Annotated in this window: 15 protein-coding genes; 8 read left to right on the top strand and 7 right to left on the bottom strand. The window is 69.0% G+C overall.

The window, feature by feature from the left end; all coding sequences use genetic code 11:
- The first annotated feature begins 141 nt into the window (after positions 1–141).
- Positions 142–1,689 (top strand): discoidin domain-containing protein, encoded by a 1,548-nt coding sequence (locus tag AC5L36_RS42650; protein WP_441224464.1) that lies wholly within the window; start codon positions 142–144, stop codon positions 1,687–1,689.
- A gap of 16 nt (positions 1,690–1,705) precedes the next feature.
- On the opposite strand, the gene AC5L36_RS42645 is transcribed toward AC5L36_RS42650, so the two are convergent.
- A complete protein-coding gene (locus AC5L36_RS42645) occupies positions 1,706–2,077 on the bottom strand; it encodes a nuclear transport factor 2 family protein (RefSeq protein WP_441224463.1) in 372 nt (123 codons plus the stop codon).
- Positions 2,078–2,096: 19 nt separating this feature from the next.
- On the bottom strand, positions 2,097–2,627 hold the full coding sequence (locus AC5L36_RS42640; RefSeq protein ID WP_441224462.1) for a hypothetical protein: 531 nt from the start codon (positions 2,625–2,627) through the stop codon (positions 2,097–2,099).
- A 186-nt stretch (positions 2,628–2,813) separates the two neighbouring features.
- Here AC5L36_RS42640 and AC5L36_RS42635 point away from each other — a divergent pair, with 186 nt between their 5' ends.
- The gene (locus tag AC5L36_RS42635; protein ID WP_441224461.1) at positions 2,814–4,820 is read left to right on the top strand and encodes a S8 family serine peptidase; all 2,007 of its coding nucleotides are present in this window, start codon (positions 2,814–2,816) and stop codon (positions 4,818–4,820) included.
- Between the two features lie 75 nt (positions 4,821–4,895).
- Here the strand turns inward: AC5L36_RS42635 and AC5L36_RS42630 are convergent, their stop codons facing one another.
- The 3 genes from AC5L36_RS42630 to AC5L36_RS42620 form a co-directional block, all read right to left on the bottom strand.
- Positions 4,896–5,615: a hypothetical protein gene (locus AC5L36_RS42630; RefSeq protein ID WP_441224460.1), complete on the bottom strand. Its 720-nt coding sequence runs from the start codon at positions 5,613–5,615 to the stop codon at positions 4,896–4,898.
- A gap of 7 nt (positions 5,616–5,622) precedes the next feature.
- Positions 5,623–5,982 carry a hypothetical protein gene (locus AC5L36_RS42625; protein WP_441224459.1) on the bottom strand — a complete coding sequence of 120 codons (360 nt, stop codon included), beginning with the start codon at positions 5,980–5,982 and terminating at the stop codon, positions 5,623–5,625.
- A gap of 155 nt (positions 5,983–6,137) precedes the next feature.
- Positions 6,138–6,326: a hypothetical protein gene (locus AC5L36_RS42620; protein WP_494909787.1), complete on the bottom strand. Its 189-nt coding sequence runs from the start codon at positions 6,324–6,326 to the stop codon at positions 6,138–6,140.
- Positions 6,327–6,428: 102 nt separating this feature from the next.
- On the opposite strand from AC5L36_RS42620, the gene AC5L36_RS42615 reads away from it, so the two are divergent.
- On the top strand, positions 6,429–10,733 hold the full coding sequence (locus tag AC5L36_RS42615; RefSeq protein ID WP_494909785.1) for a CHAT domain-containing protein: 4,305 nt from the start codon (positions 6,429–6,431) through the stop codon (positions 10,731–10,733).
- A gap of 13 nt (positions 10,734–10,746) precedes the next feature.
- Here AC5L36_RS42615 and AC5L36_RS42610 read toward each other — a convergent pair whose 3' ends face one another.
- Positions 10,747–12,120 carry an MFS transporter gene (locus tag AC5L36_RS42610; protein ID WP_441224457.1) on the bottom strand — a complete coding sequence of 458 codons (1,374 nt, stop codon included), beginning with the start codon at positions 12,118–12,120 and terminating at the stop codon, positions 10,747–10,749.
- Between the two features lie 91 nt (positions 12,121–12,211).
- On the opposite strand from AC5L36_RS42610, the gene AC5L36_RS42605 reads away from it, so the two are divergent.
- The 4 genes from AC5L36_RS42605 (at position 12,212) to AC5L36_RS42590 (ending at position 15,269) form a co-directional block, all read left to right on the top strand.
- Complete coding sequence (locus AC5L36_RS42605) at positions 12,212–12,814, top strand: TetR/AcrR family transcriptional regulator (protein ID WP_441224456.1); 603 nt, start codon at positions 12,212–12,214, stop codon at positions 12,812–12,814.
- A 223-nt stretch (positions 12,815–13,037) separates the two neighbouring features.
- Entirely contained in the window at positions 13,038–14,432 is a 1,395-nt protein-coding gene (locus AC5L36_RS42600; RefSeq protein WP_441224455.1) for a DUF4303 domain-containing protein, read from the top strand.
- A 10-nt stretch (positions 14,433–14,442) separates the two neighbouring features.
- A complete protein-coding gene (locus AC5L36_RS42595) occupies positions 14,443–15,009 on the top strand; it encodes a hypothetical protein (protein ID WP_441224454.1) in 567 nt (188 codons plus the stop codon).
- A complete protein-coding gene (locus AC5L36_RS42590; RefSeq protein ID WP_441224453.1) occupies positions 14,922–15,269 on the top strand; it encodes a helix-turn-helix domain-containing protein in 348 nt (115 codons plus the stop codon). Before AC5L36_RS42595 ends, AC5L36_RS42590 begins: the two co-directional genes overlap by 88 nt.
- 514 nt (positions 15,270–15,783) lie before the next feature.
- Here the strand turns inward: AC5L36_RS42590 and AC5L36_RS42585 are convergent.
- Positions 15,784–16,587, bottom strand: coding sequence for a hypothetical protein (locus AC5L36_RS42585; protein WP_441224452.1), 804 nt, complete (start codon positions 16,585–16,587; stop codon positions 15,784–15,786).
- 610 nt (positions 16,588–17,197) lie between these two features.
- Between AC5L36_RS42585 and AC5L36_RS42580 the strand changes: the two genes are divergently transcribed.
- Complete coding sequence (locus AC5L36_RS42580) at positions 17,198–17,656, top strand: hypothetical protein (protein WP_441224451.1); 459 nt, start codon at positions 17,198–17,200, stop codon at positions 17,654–17,656.
- Positions 17,657–17,675 lie beyond the last annotated feature (19 nt).

Genomic DNA, 17,675 nt, shown 5'->3' with positions numbered 1-17,675 from the left:
CTTCGGATGTATTCGCCAGCGCTACCGATTCGGAAACATCAGCTGCTTTCCGCTTATTGACGGACAAGATAAAGAATCCTAAAGTCCTGCCTCACACGGCCGATGACCGTTCCCCTCACCGTTCATCGAGAGGCTCCTCCTGTGGTAAATCGCGTCAAAGCCACGGCGCTCGCATTGTTGGGTGGCGCCACGTTGGCTGGCGGGCTCGCTCTCGCCGCCCCCGCGTTCGCCGCCACCGACTACTACGTCAGCCCGACCGGACGGGACGGCAACACGGGCACCTCCGCGGCGGCCCCGTTCGCGACCATCCAGAAGGCGCTCGACACGGCGCCCTCCGGCGCGACCATCCACCTGGCTTCCGGCTCATACCGCCAGGACGCGGTGACGACCCGTACCGGCGTCACCGTGACCGGTCCGGCCACCGCCGTGGTGCTGGGCGCCGGTGGCTCTCGCGTGTTCCAGGTGCGGCACGACGCCGTCACGCTGTCCGGGTTCACAGTGGACGGCCGGCACGCGAGCGGCGACAGCGCGTCCAGCTACCGCGACAAGCTCGTCTACGTGATGAGCACGTCCGCGGGCGACGGCGTAGACAGGTTGCGCATCCTCGGCATGACGATCCGCAACGCCGGTGGCGAGTGCGTTCGGCTGCGATACCTGGTGACCAACGCCGAAGTGGCGAACAGCCGGATCGGTCCCTGCGGCGCCTACGACTTCCAGTTCGCCGGTGGCGGCAAGAACGGCGAGGGCGTCTACATCGGAACCGCGCCGGAGCAGCAGGGCCAGAACGGTGCCCCGGACGGCCGGGCGGACGTCAGCCGGGACAACCGGGTTCACCACAACACCTTCGACACGCGCGGCAACGAGTGCGTCGACATCAAGGAGAACTCGACCGCCAACGTGGTGGAGCAGAACACCTGCACCGGTCAGCTGGACCCGGAGTCGGCCGGCTTCGACGCGCGGGGCAGCGGCAACACGTTCCGGTACAACACATCCAGCGGCAACAAGGGTGCCGGCATCCGGTTCGGCGGCGACCGCGCCACGGATGGGCGCGCCAACAACGCCTACGGCAACGTGATCGAGGCGAACGCCGCCGGCGGCATCAAGTTCCAGGCCGCGCCGCAAGGCACGGTTTGCGGAAACACGATGTCCGGCAACACCAAGGGCGACTCGGTGGGCACCTACGGCGGCCAGTTCCGTCCCACCCAGACATGCCCGGCCGGCACCGTGCCAACGCCGTCCCCCACCCCGACCGCGACCGTGAGCCCCACGGTCCAGCCGACCACCAGCCCGACGGCGCCACCGACCGCGCCCGGCGACTGCGCGATCAGCGCCAGCGGCGACGACGGCAACGCGCCGGCCAACACCCGTGACGGCAGCCTCGCCACCCGCTGGTCGGACGAGGGCTACGGCGCCTGGATCCGCTTCGACCTGTGCGCCACGCGGTCCGTCGACGACATCGCGATCGCGTGGCACCGGGGCGACCAACGCACGGCCGAGTTCACCGTACAGGCATCGGTCGACGGCACATCCTGGCGCACCATCGTGCCGCGCCGTCACTCCTCCGGCGACACCGTCGCCCCGGAGACCTACGAGGCGGCCGACGGGCCGGCCCGCTGGATACGCGTCGTCGGCTATGGCAACGCCGAAAACAACTGGACCTCCATCACCGAGGTCTCCTGGCGTTCCTGATCAGCCTGTCGCCGGTTCAGGCGGGGCTGACGTGCGCCGCGACGAGCCGCCAGCCGTGGTCATCGGTGTGCACCCAGGTCCGCGTGTAGCGGACCCGGGCGGCGAACTGCTCGCCTTCGAAGACACCGGCCAGGGAGCCGAGAAACCAGGTGACCCCTGTCGTACCGAGCACCAGGACCCGAAGGTCTTCTTCGTCGACCTTGCTGAGCCGCTGCCGACCGGTGCGCTGGACGGCCAGATCGTCCTGTTTGGAGTACAGCCGCCCGTCGGGACCGGTGAAGATCAACTGGTCGTCCATCAGCTGGTCGAGCGCGTGCGCGTCCGCGGCCAGCTGGGCCGCCTGAAGCCGTCGTTCCGCGGCGATCAGGTCTTCGGTCAGGTTGGTCATCTCAGGATTCTCCCAGCGGTCAATAGCCGCCGTTGTAGCTCCAGCAGTGGTTGTCGCTCTCGAATCCGTACTCGTCGACCGAGTACCCGGAGTCGAGCATGACGCTGGCCAGTCCGTACGTCGCCACCTGTGGGGTGACCCAGAACTCCCGCGTGACGACCTGCCCCTTCACCATCCTGGGCTGCCAGTACTCGGTCGATGATTCCGGGCCACCAGTCGCCGTCCACACCCAATGAACGCCGACCTTGAACGCGCCCGGGGTAGCGACGAGGCCGTTGTTGGTGTAGGTGAAACGGAACTTCCACCAGTCGATGCCGTCGCCGTAGTCGACGGGATCGTCGAAGACGCCGCACGACAGCACCTTCAGGTTCGGCTTGGCGTACGGCGGATCGGCGGCCGCCGGCTGGGCCGACGCCATCGCCACCGTCGTCGTCACGGATAGCGCGAGCCCCGCCACGGCGACGCGGCGACCCTGGCCGCGGAAATTGGCAAGAATCTTCATGAGCGGATTGTGCGGCGATTTCAACTCGGCATCCTGGTCATCCGTCACACTGCGAGCGTCACCGGCCTCACAGTTCTCACCTACCGCGGCCGGCGGCGGGATGACCGGTGCCACATCCGCCGTACGTACTTTGACCTGGAGGACCGGGCTGAGCCGATCACACGATCTGGCATGCGATCTTTTCTGATACGCGCCGTCGCGATCGTCGCGACCCGTTCGGCGCGGCGTGCACATATGCGAAGGGCACACCGGGTGTGGGCGGCGGCGTTGGCCGTGGTGGTCTTGGTGGCCGGGATGGGACAGGCCGCGACCGCCGCACCGCCAGAGGGCGATATCCGCGACGCCGGGGGCCCGACTGCCATCGAGGGTCAGTACATCGTGGTGCTGAAAGACACCACGGCGGGCGCGAACGAGGTGGATGGCGCCGCACGCGCGCTGGCCGCACGCTATGAGGCCGGCGTGGACCGGATTTACACCAGGGCGCTGCGCGGGTTTTCGATGACCGCGACCGAGCGGCAGGCCCGCCGGCTGGCGGCGGACCCGGCCGTCGACTTCGTGTCACAAGACCAAGAGGTGCAGGCGAACGGGAACACCGTGACCCCGTCTTGGGGGTTGGATCGCATCGACGAGCGTAGCCGGACCTTCAACAGCAGGTATGAATACCACGAATCGACAAACCCGGTGACCGTGTACGTGATCGACAGCGGTATCCGCATCTCGCACTCACAGTTCTTCACCAATGGGGTCAGCCGCGCGGTCTACGGGCGGGACACGGTGAACAACGACGCCAACGCCGAAGACTGCAACGGCCACGGCACGCATGTCGCGGGCACCATCGGCGGCAACACCTACGGCGTGAACCCATCCGCCAGGCTGGTCGCGGTCCGCGTGTACCGTTGCGACGGAACAGGAAGCGTGAGCCAGGTCATCGACGGCGTCAACTGGGTGCTGGAGGACTCGCTGGTCCGACCCGAGCCTACGCTGGCAAACGCGAGCCTCGGCAACGCGGCGAGCAGTGCTATGGACCACGCGGTCCGCAATGCCATCCGGCTCGGCGTCACCTTCACCGTCTCCGCCGGCAACAACAACACGAACGCCTGCAACCAATCTCCAGCGCGGGTCGCTGAGGCGATCACGGTCGGTGCGAGCAACACCAGCGACGCACGTGCGTGGTTCTCCAACCACGGCTCGTGCGTGGACATCTTCGCCCCTGGGGAGGGCATCACGTCGGCGTGGCACACCAGCAGTACCGCCGCCGTCGCATTGACCGGCACGTCGATGGCCGCACCCCACGTCGCCGGCGCGGCATCGCTCTATCTGCAACGGTGGCCGAGCGCGTCACCGGCTCAGGTCCACGCGGCCATCGTCAACAACGGCACCGCGGGGGTCTTGAGCGACGTCGGCGCGGGTTCGCCCAACATGCTGCTCTACTCGATCTACACGCCCACGCCGCGCTCGACCCCGGCCGACTACGACGGTGACCGGGCCAGTGAGATCGCGGTGTGGCGGCCGTCGACCGGAGACTGGCACATCCGCGGGTTCGGCGTCGTCCAGTGGGGCGGGCACGGAGACGTCCCCGTGCCGGGAGACTACACCGGTGACGGCCGCGCGGAGATCGCGGTGTGGCGACCATCCACAGGGGACTGGCACATCCGAGGCGTCGGCGTCGTCCAATGGGGACACAAGACCGACCTGCCGGTCCCCGCGGACTACAACGGCGACGGCCGCGTAGACATCGCGGTGTGGCGACCGCCGACCGGAGAGTGGCACATCCGAAGCGTCGGCGTCGTCAAATGGGGTCTGCCGACTGACATTCCCGTGCCGATGTATAGGATTCCGGCCCCCGTCGTCCTTTGGCGTGCGGCGATCGCCGTGTGGCGACCATCCACCGGGCAATGGCATACCTGGTTCACCCACGGTGCCACCAGCTCCGTGACGTGGGGCCTACCCACCGACATTCCGGTCCCCGGCCGGTACCACAGCACGTCGCAGCGGCCGATCGACATCGCGGTGTACCGGCCAACCCATTTTCAATGGCACATCGAGTCCAAAGGCTCGTTCCAGTGGCCGTCCGGGCCGGACGGGGGCATCAACGACATCCCCGTCCCGGCCAACTTCCTCGACGACGGTGACAGCCACGAGTTTGCCGTGTGGCGGCCGACCACCGGGGAGTGGCGGATCGAGGGCCTCAGCTCGCCCATCCAGTGGGGCCACATCGCGGACATACCAATAACGGCTTAGCCCGTCACAAGGCCGGCGGCGGCCGTCCAACAAGGACGGCCGCCGTTGGGCCCCGATGCCTACGGCAATGGCCGCCTATTTGTGCAGGCGGTCGTTGATCTGCGCGACGGCGTCCGGGGGCAGCGCGCCGTCGATCAGTGTGAAGCCGAACCTGTCCGCGATGGTGCTCTGGTGAATGTCGACCATGGCTTCGACCAGGGCGATATAGCTCGTGACGGCGCGGCGAGCGGTGACGATGGCCAGCGCCCACGTGACCGTGGCGATCAGGGCGGCGGGCCACCACACGGGTATCAGCACGAGATATAGAGCGCCCCATCCCGTTTGGAGCGCGGCCTCCCAGACGCGTTCGCGTGCGGCGGCCACGGTGTTGCGCTCCTCGTCGCCGATCAGGAGCCACAGACGCGGCCATAGCAGGGTGATGCGCAGACCGTGGTATTGGGCTTGGACGCGCCGGTCGAGTGCTGCCGTGCGGCGGCTCAGCCAGGCCGTGCGCGAGGATGGGCGGGCGGTCCACGCCGCCTCGACGATACGGGCCACGCCGTGTGCGGCAAGACCGGCCAGCAGCGCTCCCGTGAGCGCGGCCACGGCCGTGACTATCAGGTCGGCCGTTGAGCGGGTGGCTCGGTCGGCAAGGTCGTGCCAGGCGGATGCGACGGCATCGAGATCGAACGGCCGCGCATGGCCCAGCCGGGTCACCGTCCAGGCGACCGCCACGAAAATCAGTCCGGGTAGCAATAGCACGGACAGCCACCGCTCGATGTGGCGGCGGCCGACCTCGGCCAGGATTCCGTCCACCGGCGCCCTACCGCTCACGGAAGCGCATGGGCGCCTGATGGAGGTGGCACCAGGGGGGCCGGCCCCGCACGTCACGGCCTGTCCGGCGCGGGCACCAATCGCGCGGGCATCCATAGTCGCCGTTCAGCTGGGTCGGGACGGACCCGAGCAACAGATGCGGGTCGGCGTCGTGACGGCCACGGCCTTCGCTGACGTCGTCCGGTGGCGCGCCGAGCAGTGCGGTGACTGTGTCCAGCGCCGAGCCGTCACCCTTGACGACGTCGACCAACGCGGCATCGAGCCGCGGCCGCCACCCGCCCGCGATCGCCGTCGACCGCAACGCCTCGGCGTTCTGGCACAGCCACCCGCGGGCCCGTTGTTCGTCCATTGTGTCCTGGCTCTCCGTGTCACTGATCCGGCGGATTCCGCTCGATTGGGCGACGCCTATTGTGGCCGATGAACGCTACGATCCGCGACGACACGGTGGACATAGCGTTGGGAGCCTGCGTGGAGACGCCGAGTGCACGCGAGCGCGCCATTGAGCTACTCGATGAGCATGATCGGACGCCGGGTGGAAACGCTTCCTTGCTGGACGAGGTCGTCGGTGTGCTCACCCAGGAGCTGGGGCGCGGTGATCTGACACCGGCCGACCGCGCATGTGTCCTGCATGACCTCGGTCGCGCGTTTCGCCGGCGGTTCATGGTGCGACAGTCGGGTGACGACCTCGACCAATCTATTTCCCATCACCTGGCGTCGGTGTCGGCCACGCCGGAGGGGCATGAGCACGTCGTGCCGCATACCACCGAGCTGGCGTACGCGTTGACCGCTCGGGCCGTGCGTGCCGCCGACCGTGCCGAGCTGCGGAAAGCTGGAGCGGTCGCGCGAGAGGCCGCCCAGATCGCCGACAGCACCGGGAGGTTCGTCGGGCTGGCGCGCACCGCCTTTGGCCACTGCCTCAACCAGGAAGTCGCGGCATTCGGCGACGAAAAGCTGGCTGCGGAGGCGATCAAGGCGTGCGATGCGGCACTTCAGGCACCCGATCTCGACCAGGGCGACCGCGCCACCATGCTCTCGGCGTTGGCCCACCTACACAGCCTGGGCGGCCGCCCGGAAAGCGCGGCTACGGCCGAAAGGTACCTGCGAGAGGCCCTTGCCATCACGGACGGCGACGCGTTACGCAGTGTGCGGGTCCAGCTGGCCGGGGCGCTCACGCACCAACCGTCGGGCGACCTCGACGAGGCCGCCGACCTCGCCCGTGGCGCGATGGCCGGCCTCCCGGCCGATCACTGGGTCTCCGTGATCGCGGCGCTTGCCCTCGCGGCAGCGTTGCAGAAGCGCTTTGAGCGCGACGGGCGCCTGTCTGATCTGGACGAGGCGGTGAGCGTGGCGCAGACGGCGTGGAAGGGACTGCCGGCCGATCAGCCGAAACGCGAGGTATTCGCCGAGCTGACCCGGCAACTGCTTTGGCAGCGGGCGCAGCACCGGCCGGACCGCACGCACTTCGACGAGGCGATCCACTTTCAGCGCTCGTACGAGCCGGACGCCACGGCGGAGGCCATCGGTCTCGGGCTGCGCGGCGTGCTTGCCGGCGACCACGCCAGCCGCGAGGAGGCCGAAGCCGCGCTCCGTGCGGTCCTTGCCCGCGGCGAGCTGGACGCCGACCAGGCGCACCACGTGCAAGCGTTGCTTGCCGCGATCATGACCATGGGTCCGTCCGCGGCCGACGTCGCCAACTCCGTGGCCACGCTCGAACGGCTCATGGAAAGCCTGCCCGAAGACAGCCCGGTACGGGCGCGGCTGCTACCGATGTACCTCGCCGCGTTGGGCGCTCACACGAGCCTGATCGGCGATCCCGCGATACTTGACCGCGCGGTGACGCTGGCCCGCGACGCGCTGGCGCGCGATGTGATGGACGACGACGTGCGGGACAGCGTGCAGGCGGTCCTGGCCGGCACCCTGCTGTCGCGATTTCAGCTGCTTGGCCGGACCGAGGACCTCGAAGCGGCCATCGTCGGCCTCCGTGCGGCGGAGGATCGAGCCGCGGAGGCTGACCCTCAGCGAGGCAACCGACTCGCCCTGCTGGCCAAGGCGTGGCTTCTGCGGTATCGGCGCACCGGCGAACGGGCGGCGCTGGCGGAAGCCGTCGAGGCGGCGGAGGCGGGCGCGCGGGTGGCCTACGACGGGCAGCGCGCGATGTGCCTGGCCCAGCTCGCTGAGGCGCTCTGGGCGCGCCACGAGGCGAGCGGCGACGAGGCCGACGCGCGGCGAGCAAGTGCACTGGAGGCACAGATCCGGGGCGCGTCGGCGATCGCGTCAATGTCCGGGATGGCCCCGGCCATGTTCCAGCAGACGGCCGCGCAGCAGCACCTGGCCCGCTACGAGCGCACGGGCGATGTCCGCGACGTCGAGCGGGCCGTCGGCCGGCTGCGCTCGCTGCTGGATTCGGGCCGGCTGCCGCAGTCGCAACGCCGCAACACCGTCGGCCAGCTCGCGGTGAGCCTGCGGATGCGACACGAGCGCAAACGGGTACTGGCTGATATCGAAGAATCAGTAGCATTGCTGCGCCAATGCGTTGCGGACGAGCCGTCGGAGATCGCGCGGGCCGGGTGGCTGTCCGCACTGGGCGAGTCGCTGCGGGCCCGATTTGCCACGACCGGCGATCGGTCCGATATCGACACGGCGGTGGAGCACCACCGCGAGTCGCTGGACATCCTCGACCGGCACCGCTTTCCGAGCCCGCTCGCGCGATGCGCCCTCGTCTCGGCTTTGCTGGACCGGGCCGAGCTGGCCGGCGATCCGGAGGACCTGCATGCGGCGGTCGACGTGGCCCAGGAGATCACCCGTCGGCAGGACATCGACGCGGCCGATCGGGCGGCCGCCGACATCGTTCTCGCCACGGCGCTGTGGAGCCGATACAAGTACCTCGGCGAGCGCGACGACCTCGACCGCTCGGTGGAGATGTGGCAACATGCCCGCGACGCCCTGCCCGCCGGGCACCGGCGGCAGGTCCTGGTGCTGCACAACCTCGCCGGCGTCCTGCGGCTGCGCTATGAGACGCTGGGGCACGCCGCCGATCTGGACGCCGCCATCGCCACCAACCGCGCCGCGCTCGCGGCGATCCCGGCCGACCACCCGGACCGGCCGGCGATCCAATCGGGCCTGGCGATCCTGCTTCAGAACCAGTTTGTCGACCGGCGCGACGCCGGCGCGCTCGACGAATCCGTTGCGCAAGGCATTAGCGGCACCCTCGGCAGCCGGATCGCCGACCGGGCTGGGCAATTGCACGTGTACGCCCAGAGCCTGTATCTGCGCTACCTGGAGCACGGCAGGGCAAGAGATCTGCGCCGCGCGACCCGGCTCCTGCGCGCCAGCGTGGCCGGCAGCGACGAGCACAACCCGAAGTTTGCCACCCGGCTAAGCTCCCTGGGCCTGGCCCTGCAAGGCCGTTACGAGCGTACGGGAAGGCGCCGCTACCGCGCCGAGGCGCTAGCCGCGCTGGACCGGGCGGCGGGTCTGGCGACCGCGCCCGCCGAGGCCCGCCTGCACGCCGCGCACCTGGCGGGTCAGCTACACGCCCATCACGGCGACGTAGACGCGGCGGCCGCGGCTTACCGGCTCGCCATCCAAGAGGTGCTGCCCCAAGTCGTCTGGCGGGGCCTCGGCGTCGTCTCCCACCAGAGCCGCCTGCGCGACTTCCCGCGTCTGGCTAGCGACGCGGCCGCGCTGGCCATCGAGGCCGGCGACCCGGTGGGCGCCCTGCGCCTGCTGGAACAGGGCCGCACACTGCTATGGGCACAGTCCCTGGACGCGAGGTCCGATCGCTCCCTGCTGCGTGCCGAGCATCCCGAGCTGCATGCCCGCCTCGACCACGTCATCACCCAGCTCGCCGGGGCGACCGCGTCAGGGCCGCGGCCCGATCGGCTCGACACCACGGATTACCGGGACGGCGTGGCCTATCGTTGGCGGCTGCATCAGGAGTACACCCGGCTGCTGGCCGAGATCCGGGCGCTGCCCGACCAGCGCTTCGCCGGTTTCCTCGCCCCGCCGGATGTGTCATCCCTTCGAGCCGCCGCCCAGGACGGTCCGATCGTCGTGGTGAACGTCAGCACATACCGGTGTGATGCCCTCGTGGTGGCTCCCGACCGACCCACCGTCGAGGTCGTGCGGCTGCCCCACCTGACCGCCGAGGACGTGGCGGCCCGGGCCCGCGTGTTCGCCGCCGCGATCCAGACATTGGCGCCCGGCACCGATTTGGCCGAACAGGTCAACGGCAACCAAAGCGCGCTGTCCACGTTGGAATGGCTATGGCGCGCGGTTACCCAGCCGGTGCTCGCACACCTGCGGCTCACCCCGCCGGCCGGTGGGGCCTCGCCGCCGCGGCTTTGGTGGTGTCCGACGGGTCAGCTGTCCCTACTGCCGCTGCACGCGGCCGGGTCAGCCGACGATTGGGTCGGCGCGTACGTCGTGTCGTCCTATACGCCAACGCTGCGTTCCCTGCTGCACCATCGCGGGCAAACCCCCGCGAGGCCTTCCGGCAACGGCGCTCTCATCGTCGCACTACCCAGCACGCCGCCGATCGACGGCATCGCGTTCACCGACCTGGCCGCCGTTCCCGCCGAGGTCGCCGCGGTCCGCGAGCGCCTGCCCGGCGACCACACCGTCATGTCGGACGGCAACGCCCGCAAGGCGGACATCCTCGCCGCGTTGGAGCACCACAGGGTCCTGCACTTCTCCTGCCACGGCGTGCAAGACCCGCGTGACCCCGCGGCGAGCTACCTTGCCGTCGCCGATGGACCTCTGCGCGTGCGCCACCTTGCCCGCCGTGTCACCCACGCGACCCTGGCATTCCTGTCCGCCTGCGAAACCGCCCGGGGCGACACGGAGCTGGCCGACGAGGCGCTGCACCTGGTCGCCGCGTTCAACTTCGCCGGCGCTAGGCACGTCATCGGCACCCTATGGTCCATTGGGGACACCACCGCGGCGGTGATCGCGGAGGACGTGTACACGCACATCGCTGCCGGCGGTCATGAGGACGCGGTCACCGCGACCGCACTGCACCGCGCGGTGACGCGGCTACGCGAGTCCTTGCGCGGCAACGCACCGTTGCGATGGGCCGCGTATGTCCACCACGGCCCATAGCCACGGCGCCGTGCTAGGGCTTCGGCGGTGTCAGTGCGGCGGCGACGGCGGCGGCCACCGTCGCGGCGACCGCCGCGAAGACGAAACCGTTGGTGAATCCGGAAAGTGTGTCACCGACCAGGCTCGCCGCCGCCACGCTGGAGACGACGGCGGCTCCGCTGGCGGCGCCGAACTCGTGGAAGGTGCTGACGATGCCGGAAGCGATGCCGGCCTCGTGCGGGGCCACCTGACCGAGCGCGGTCGCCGAGGCGACGACGAACAGGGCGCCGGTCCCGGCAGCGGCGACGGACACGCCGACAACGACCGTCGCCGGGTGGATCGTGAACGCGGGCACCGCCATCCCGGCCGCGGCGACCACCAGGCCAGCCACGGCGAGCGGGCGCGCGCCCAGCCGGCCGATGACCCGGCCGGTGAGGTTGGCGCCGGCCATCGTGGCCAACGCGACCGGCAGAAACAGCAGACCGGTCCGCAGCGCGCCGTAACCGCGCGCGTGCTGGAAGTAGAACGTGCCCAGGAAGAACACCGCGATCATCAGCGCCGTCGCCAGCAGGATCAGGAAGGTGCCGGTCGCCACCGGCCGCCGGGCCAGCAGCCGAACGTCCATCAGCGGTGACCGGGCTCGCCGCTGCCAGGCCACGAACGCCACGTAGCCGACCGCCGCCAGCAGCACCAGCAGACCGGTGCCGCCGGACAGCCAGCCGCGGTCGCCCGCGGTGATGAACGCGTAGATCAGGCTGCCCGACGACGCGGTGACGAGGAGCGCGCCGAGGACGTCGAGCCGGCCACCGGCCACCGCCGGGCTCTGGCGCGGCAGCATCCATGCCAGCGCGGCGGCGATGACAAGGCCGATCGGCACGTTGACGAAGAACACCCACGGCCAACCGGGGCCGGCGGTGAGGACCCCACCCAGCAGGACGCCGAGCGCCGCGCCACCACCGCCCAACGCCGACCAGATGCCGAGCGCCTTGTTTCGCTCGTCGCCGTCGAAGAGTGTCACGACCAGCGACAGCGCCGATGGCGACAGCAGCGCCGCGCCGACGCCCTGGGCGACCCGCCCGCCGATCAGCGTGCCGGAGGATCCGGCGAGCCCGGTCACCAGCGAGGCGACCGTGAACACCAACAGCCCGGCCAACACCACTCGCTTGGCCCCCACCAGATCGGCGAGCCGCCCGCCCAACAGCATCAGACCGCCGAACGCCAGCGCGTACGCGCTCACCGTCCAGGTCAGCGCCTCCCGGCTGGCGCCCAGGTCGGTCTCGATGTGCGGCAGCGCGATCGCCACCACCGTGACGTCGAGGATCAACATCAGCTGCGCCACACCGAGAAACCCGAGGATGCGCCAGCGCAGCGGATGCGGCGCCTGTTCGGCCACTGCTTCGTACGTCATGAGTCGGCCCTCCACCGTAACTCGTATGTTCGGATACGAGTTACAGCGAGCGGGCTAGCTCGTATATTCCCGTACGAGTTAGAGTGGTGGCATGCCCACGGCACCAGCAGGTCCACGCCGGCGCGCCGACGCTCAACGCAGCATCGACCGCATCGTCGCGGCCGCCCGGACCTGCCTCGGCCGCGACCCCGACGCGACCACCGACGACATCGCCAAAGCCGCCGGCGTCGGACGGATGACCCTCTACGGCCACTTCCCCAACCGCGCCGAGCTGATCGAGGCCGCACTCGCCGACGCCATGCGGGCCGGCGACCAGACCCTGTCCGCGGTCGACCTCGGCGGAGACGCACGAGACGCGCTGACCCGCCTGCTCGCATCCAGCTGGGCCCTGGTCGCCGAATCGGCCGCACTGCTCGAAGCGGCCGAAGGCGTCCTACCCGCCGGCCGGCTACGCGAACTGCACGCCGTCCCCGCCGAACGCGTCGAACGCCTCATCCGCCGCGGCCAACACGACGGTGTCTTCCGCACAGACCTGCCCACCACCTGGCTGGTCAACGCCGTGCACTACCTCCTCAAGGGCGCGGCACACGAGCAACGAGCCGGCCGCCTGAAGCCCGGCGAGGCCGCCCACATCGTGACGACGTCCGTCCAGTCGCTTCTGGCAGGCCCCGACCACGCCGGGCACGCCACATGAGCCAGCCGGTTACGAACAGCGCCGTCTGCATGAGGCCCAGGACGAAGACCAGCGGCGCCGCCGGCCGATCACGTGTGGCTCCTCGAACAGCTCGGCACTGCTCGGGCCGGTCACATCCAGTGCGCCCATGCCGCCAGCACGGTGACGACATGAACGGGTTTCATTGCGAAAGCCTCCACCCGGGAGGTATCCGTCGGCTCGCGCCGGTCCGTACGATGCTCGGATGGCCGACGTCGCAGCGCCGTTCGACTGGGGCGCTGTCGAGCGTGAACTGGCCGCGGCGCTTGTCCGCACTGTCGAGTCGGTCGTCGTCGACGCGCCGGGCGAACGGATCACCGCTGCCGTGCTCGACCGCGTCTACCGGGAGACCGACGCGGTCATCAGGCTGCCCAGCCTCGGTGTGCACGGCGACGATGAGCTGACCGGAGAGTCCGGCGGATACCTCGCCGACCTACGCTTCGGTGCCGACGAGTTCGAGCGCCAGTACTTCGACGACGAATGGCTGGGCGACGAGCGCGCCAAAGAGCTGGAACTGGCGCTGACCGCCGAGGCGTGCCGGGGCACCCAGCAGGATTGGGAAGCCGCGTTCGACCGGTACCTGTCGGTGCTCGTCGCCGTGTGCCGGACGGCGACGGCCGAACTGCGCGCCGCCGGTACCGTCGGCTCGGACTTCGTCGCCGTGCTGTTCGACGACGAGCGGTACGAGCCGCTGCTGCGCGCCTGCCTCACCGGCGAGGAGTTCGATCGGCTGTTCCCCGAATTGGCCGCACTCGCGGCGGAACGCGCCCGGGTCGCGGCGCTGCCCGTGGAAGAGCGGGTCACCTACTACGTGTCCAGGTTGGAAGGTCGGCCGGGCATCATCAGCAGCGAGGAAGCGGAGCGTGCGCTGCGCGACATCGGCGTGCCGGCCTTTCCCGCGCTGATCGAGCTGCTTGCCGCAAAGGGCAAGGCGTGGCAGGCGGCGAAGCTGCTCGCCGACATCGGCCAGTCCGACCCGGACGTGGTGGCGGCGCTGAGCGCGGCGCTGCACCGGCTGCGCGGGCCGGACCGGCTGTGGACCGCCCGCGCGTTGGCCCGGCTGGGTCGCCTCGACCTGGTCCTCGACGACATCGAGCGGCTGTCCGAGGAGGTCGTCGTGGCGGCCGTCACCGCGCCGTACAGCAGCTTCCGCTTGCGAGACGGCGGTGCCGCCGCCGTGCCGCTGGACTACCGCCCGTTCGAGGACTTCCTTGACCGGTACCCGGCGTACCTGCCGGCCGTCGCCGAGGAACTCGCGCCGGGCGGTGGATACTGCGTGATCAACGCCGACGAGGTGGACGAGGCCATCCGCGGGCTGTCCTCACCACACGCTCTCGTGCGCCGGCATGCGATCAACGTGCTCGGCGAGCGCCGCCTCGGCTCCGGCGTCGCCGCTCGGGTAGTGCCGCTGCTGGCAAACGCCATGACAAGCGACCCGGACGCGGGCAACCGACGGCTGGCGATCCTGTCACTGCGGTATTGGCGGAAGGACGCGCTCGGGTACGTCGACGCGGCGTGGGCCGCCCTCGCCGACCCGGACCCGGCGGTGCGCGGCGCGGCCGCCGACTGGTTCCAGGAGCAGGGCCTAGCCTGGCGGTGAACCCGGCCGCGTGGTGACGGCCTCGGTCATGATGATTGGCGTGAAGCCGCCGCCGCGCGATGAGCCCCCGGACGATGCCATCGTCTGGCAGGCCAACGGTGATGCACTGACCTGGCAGGCCAGTTGGGGCATCATCATCACCCTGTCGCTGCTCACCCTGGGCACAACGGCCTACCTCATCTGCGAAGGGCAGGTCGCCCCGTTCGTCGTGACCGCGACCCCGCTCGCCCTGCTCGTCGGCCACGCCTGGCGGTGCGAACTGCTGTCTGCCGCGGAGATCCGGCTCACTCCGGCCGACCGGCCGGTACAGGTCACCGTGCGCCAGCGCAACGGAACGACGACCACCTTCCCGATCAGCGACGTGTCCCGGCTCGTGTACACGTGGATTCACAGTGCGAACGAAACCGAACCAGTGGGAGCGGCCGTCCGGCTGAAGCTCGAGCGGCGGACCGTCGTTACCCGGGACGCCTACCCAGGCCCACCCGCCGGATGGCTGAAGGCGTTCGCCGCCGCGGGCGTGCCGATCACCCACCGACACAAGTACCTCCCCGAGGCGGATCAGGCCGTCGGCCCCTGATCCTGCTCGACGGCCTGCGCGCCTACTTTCGGCACGGGTCCGCCGCCGAGGCCGCGGCCGCTCTCGGGCTCCACCCGCAGACGATGCGCCACCGGCTGCAGCGGTGCGGCGAGCTGAGCGGACGCCACCTCGACGACTCCTCGGGACCGCCTGGTGCTGGACTTCACCCGCGGCTCACTGCTCACCCACCAGTGATTACGGAAACTCACCAGATCTGGTCATTCACACAGAGACACGCAGGTTATGCCCATTTTCCGTAACAGGAAGCACGCGAGCCGAAGTCAACCTCTGTGGAGGGCGCAAGACCGCGACCTATGGACACGAGAGCTGACTGGAACGCCATCTGACGAATCACCTAACTTCGTACCACGCCTTGGCCACGTGGCACGCATGGGAGTCACCGTAGGCTATGGACATCGGGTGTGGATATGTCGACGACTCGCGATAGACCCATGGCCCGTAGATCGTTTTGGTGTATGGCCAATGCCCGGAATTGCATTCGGCCCGTACCCGGTAAGATCCGACTCCCGCAGTACAGTAAGCGACACCGTTGTTCGGGTGACCGAAATTGACCTCGGCATAGCAGTTCCACACGTCGGCAAGAGCGGGAGTGGCGCTTAGACCAAGAGCGGCCGACGACGTCATAATGGCCGCTGTCGCGCCTACTGCCAGTCTCTGTACCAGTTTCATCTGTATCCTCTCTCAGGCTACTTCTGCGGGCTTTGCGGATCGGCGCTCACGCGGGTCGCGGGTGGCCCATATCAACGCGCTTGGTCACACCGCACAATAGGGCAGGTAGGGTGAGGGGACTCCCGGCAGTACACACTCCTGGATCGTGTACCCATTTTTCCACGTGATACTTCCATCCCCACCATGAGGGATGCCGAAGGCGATGAGTGCTCCGGTCTCCCGCACGTCCTCGGCGTAGTACGACTCGCCCATCCAGGTCGCCCGGAAGTCGGAAGGCACCGACCCCCTGGCCGGGACGAGCTTTTCGCAGGTATTGACACTGCTGGAGGCTGAGACTGGTCCCACCCCGATGGAGAGGCCGACGGTTCCGCAGGGGTTGAGCTGAGCGGTGGATTTCGGGCTCCAATCATTCCAGACCCATGTGCTACCGGAACCGTAGGGCTCGGTCGAAACGTAACACTCGGAGATCTGTTGAAAAATGGAGCTACCCGCGCGCGCCCCGCACGACGCGTAGGTGCGGACGGCTAGGTTTCGTCGCGTCGCCCCCTGGTAGTCCATATTGCCCCACTGAAGGCAGGTTTGCATAAACCCGGCACCTTCCGGGTCAGTCAATTCCCTGCACTGCGGTTCCTGCCATTTTGTGTCCTGCTGAATGGTTACGCCCCCATCCACCGACTTCGCAGGAGGCACGGCAATGGTCGTGGTCGTGGTCGTGGTCATCGAAGTGCCAGCGGACCGGGCACCCGCCTGAGTTGTTACGGAAGAAGCGTCCTTGGGCTGGATGACGCATCCAGCGTCGCCCGACCGCACCTCGTAGTCATGAGCCTTGATGCCAAGCTTCCATTTGCTGTTGACACGCTCGACGAAATTGCGGATGGCGTTGCCCATGTCGCCGACGATGTCGCACGCCGATGGCGACGCGCGGTAGCTCGTAGCCGATTCAGCAGGGGTTGGTAGTGCGACAAAAGTCGCGGCAGTAGCGGCAACCGCTACTAAAATGGAGAGCGATCTCCTCATTTGGGATCCATTCGATATTGCGGACGTCTGGCGCGCCGACACGAACGACGACGATTCGTGCATGATCAAGCCCGTGAGCCTCGACTCAGATGCGGACGGGGTTATTCACGCAGTACAACGACAGCCGTCGGACCGCCGATTCTCCGGCGACGGTGGCAACGCGTCACTCAAACCTTCGAGGTACAGACCGACCACTCCCCTTCCTCGTTCTGCTGATGCTCATCTGTCAATGCCGCCGGACACCCGGGTGGTCGATAGCACACACATCCTGACACCACCCCCTCACGCCATGCTTTCGCCTGACTGACGCGGGCAGCTGGCTGTTCCCCGGCGCCCGACAGGTGTTCCGGCTGCGCCGTGACACCGGCGGCCTCGACGGCGTACACACCAACAAGGAAATCGTCTACGGCATCACCAGCAGGCCCGCCAACCTGGCCGGCCCCCAATCCACCTCAACCGCCACACCCGACAGCATTGCTGCGTGGAAAGCCGTCGCCATTTGGGTGAGGGACGTGACGTTCCGCGAAGACTCATCGCAACTCAGGACCGGCACCGCGCCCCGCTCCATGGCCACCTTCCGCAACCTGGCAGTCAGCACAATCTGGGCCGGCCCTTCGGTGCGGGCGACGTACGCGACGCTTACGCCGGCGCACCGGCCGTCGTCCGCGCCTCGGCCGCCGCCGACCTCGGCGCGATCAGCCCACAAGCGGCCGCCGAGGCCGCGGTGCCGCTGACCGAGGACCTCGACAGCGGCACGCTGAAGACCCAGATCGCTGCCGCCCGCAGCCTGAGCCGCCTTGACGAAGCATCGCGCGCCCGTGCGATCGACCACCTCGACAGCCTGACGACCTCACGGCCGACCACTCCGACACGTAGCCTCAGGTGGATCCACCACGTCCGCTGGGGCATCAACCGCCTCACCGAACCCGAGCCCGACTGAGAGAAACCACCTTCGCGAG

This window comes from Phytohabitans sp. LZ39 (assembly GCF_059359075.1).
The sequence above is the reverse complement of the archived record's forward strand: the minus strand, read 5'-3'. Positions and strand labels throughout refer to the sequence as shown.

Bases quoted from the DNA above. Each gene is read 5' to 3' on its own strand.
- AC5L36_RS42645 (WP_441224463.1), bottom strand. From the start codon at position 2,077: ATGACCAACCTGACCGAAGACCTGATCGCCGCGGAACGACGGCTTCAG.
- AC5L36_RS42635 (WP_441224461.1), top strand. From the start codon at position 2,814: ATGCGAAGGGCACACCGGGTGTGGGCGGCGGCGTTGGCCGTGGTGGTC.
- AC5L36_RS42625 (WP_441224459.1), bottom strand. From the start codon at position 5,982: ATGGACGAACAACGGGCCCGCGGGTGGCTGTGCCAGAACGCCGAGGCG.
- AC5L36_RS42610 (WP_441224457.1), bottom strand. From the start codon at position 12,120: ATGACGTACGAAGCAGTGGCCGAACAGGCGCCGCATCCGCTGCGCTGG.
- AC5L36_RS42605 (WP_441224456.1), top strand. From the start codon at position 12,212: ATGCCCACGGCACCAGCAGGTCCACGCCGGCGCGCCGACGCTCAACGC.
- AC5L36_RS42600 (WP_441224455.1), top strand. From the start codon at position 13,038: ATGGCCGACGTCGCAGCGCCGTTCGACTGGGGCGCTGTCGAGCGTGAA.
- AC5L36_RS42590 (WP_441224453.1), top strand. From the start codon at position 14,922: ATGGCTGAAGGCGTTCGCCGCCGCGGGCGTGCCGATCACCCACCGACA.
- AC5L36_RS42585 (WP_441224452.1), bottom strand. From the start codon at position 16,587: ATGGGCAACGCCATCCGCAATTTCGTCGAGCGTGTCAACAGCAAATGG.